This is a genomic window from Nocardiopsis protaetiae (assembly GCF_045446735.1).
In the GTDB taxonomy this organism is placed as follows: Bacteria; Actinomycetota; Actinomycetes; order Streptosporangiales; family Streptosporangiaceae; genus Nocardiopsis; species Nocardiopsis protaetiae.
In genome coordinates this window covers 1-1,865 of the sequence record NZ_JBJJBV010000507.1, presented here as the reverse complement: position 1 = coordinate 1,865, position 1,865 = coordinate 1, and the positions used below count along the sequence as shown (strand labels likewise).

Genomic DNA, 1,865 nt, shown 5'->3' with positions numbered 1-1,865 from the left:
CAGCACCGGCACCCCCAGCACCCGCTGGCCCGCGTACCAGTGGAACCAGGCGCCCTCGTCCGTGCCCAGGTGCACGAGCACCTCGGCGTCGCCCCAGAACACCTCGTCGAAGCGCAGGAACAGCTTCTCCAGCCGGCCGTTGCCCAGGCGTTCGATCGCCAGCCGCTTGTCCTCGGGCAGCTCCGGGTGGAAGTCCACCTGGCCCGCCTTGAGCACGCCCAGCGGCAGGGTGACCACGACCCGGTCGGCGTCCAGGACCCGCTCCCCCTCGGGAGTGTCCACCCGCACCGACACACCGTCCGCGTCGTGGGAGACCGCCAGGACCACGTGCTCCAGGCGCACGTCCAGGCCGCCGGCCAGGTGGTCGGTGATCTGGCCCATGCCGTCGGGGAAGACCACGTCGTCGCCGCTGAACTCGTGCAGGGCGCCCACCGCCTCGAAGGAGACCTCCTCGGCGTCGGCGCCGTGGTCGCCCTCCACCATGCGGTGCACGATCTCCTTGGCGTCGCGGGCGCGGGCGCGCACCAGGTTGGCGTCGTAGAGGGCCTGGTCGATGCCCTGCTCCATGGACTCCTGGGAGCCCGCGCCGATGTTGGCCCAGTACATCTGCTCGTGCAGGAGGTTGACGTCCTCCATGTTGCGGCGGTGCCGGTCGAAGAGCAGCCGGCGGCCCTTGGGGTCGTAGGCGGTCTCGGTGGAGCGGTTGAACACGGCGGTGCGCAGGCCCAGGGAGCGGACCAGTTCGGCCAGGGGGTTGTTCTCCTCGCCGCGCATCCAGGAGGCCCCGGCGTCCAGGGTGGTGCCGTCCCATTCGCGGAACGAGTGGATGCGCCCGCCGGTGCGGGCCCGGCCCTCCAGGACGGTGACGCGCTCCCCCGCCTCGGCCAGGCGGTCGGCGGCGGACAGCCCGGCCATGCCCGCGCCGATGACGATGGTGTGCCCGCGCCCGGGGGCGGCCTCGCGGCCCCGGGGCCCGGGTTCGGGGGCGGTCTCGCCCTCGACCGGCTCCTCGGTGATCTCCGCGCCGACGTCCTCCATGGCACTCCCCTCCCAGGTGACCGACAGTGCGACTGTATGTGCCCTTCGTGTCGACGGCGGGGATGACACCCCGGGGGACATACCGGCCGCGGCCCTGGGAAGCGGAACCGGAACGGTCGCTTTCCCTCACGATCCGCGGTCTTGTGGTTACACTCCGGATGTCCACCTCCCGTCTTCCGAGAGGTTCACCGTGCGTGTGCTCGCCGCCACCATCGCTTCGGCGCTCGTCCTCAGCCTCGCCACCGCCGCCTCGGCGCGCACCGCGCCCCCGGTGACCGTCGCGCTGTCCCCGGTGGTGGAGCTGTCGGCCGACCGGCTGGCCACCGCCGAACTGGTGGCGGCCGCCAAGTGGCACAGCGGCGAGCCGGTCGAGGCGCCCGAGCGGGAGGCCACGGTGCTCGCCCAGACCGAGCACTCGGCCCGCGCCCTGGGCGGCGACCCGGCGGTCGCCCTGGCGGTCATGCGCGACCAGATCGAGGCCAACAAGGTGATCCAGCGGGGCCGGCACGCCGACTGGTACGCCCACCCCGACCGGAGCCCGCTCCGGGCGCCGGACCTGGCCGGGGCCCGCGCCGACCTGGACCGGATCACCCCGGCCCTGGTGGGCGCGCTCACCGACGCCGGCGCCGGCCTGGCCGCCCCCGGCTGCGAGGTGGAGCTGGCCCGCACCGCCCGCCGCGTCGCCGCCGAGCGCGGCCTGGACCGCTCGGGCCGCACCGCCCTGGCCGTCTCCCTCGCCTCCGTCTGCGCCTGAATCCTCCTGGGCCTGATCCATCCGGGCCTGGTCCGTCCGGGCCCGACCGGCCCTACCCGGCCACGTAGGCCTC

General features: G+C 74.4%; 2 protein-coding genes. One reads left to right on the top strand and one right to left on the bottom strand.

Going from position 1 to position 1,865, the window contains the following annotated elements; translation table 11 throughout:
- Positions 1 to 1,038, bottom strand: a 1,038-nt coding sequence (locus tag ACJOT3_RS34395) for a flavin monoamine oxidase family protein (protein ID WP_406977311.1), incomplete at its 3' end; no start/stop codon positions are given.
- A 190-nt stretch (positions 1,039 to 1,228) separates the two neighbouring features.
- Between ACJOT3_RS34395 and aroQ the strand changes: the two genes are divergently transcribed.
- Positions 1,229 to 1,792 carry a gamma subclass chorismate mutase AroQ gene (gene aroQ, locus ACJOT3_RS34390; protein ID WP_406977310.1) on the top strand — a complete coding sequence of 188 codons (564 nt, stop codon included), beginning with the start codon at positions 1,229 to 1,231 and terminating at the stop codon, positions 1,790 to 1,792.
- Positions 1,793 to 1,865 lie beyond the last annotated feature (73 nt).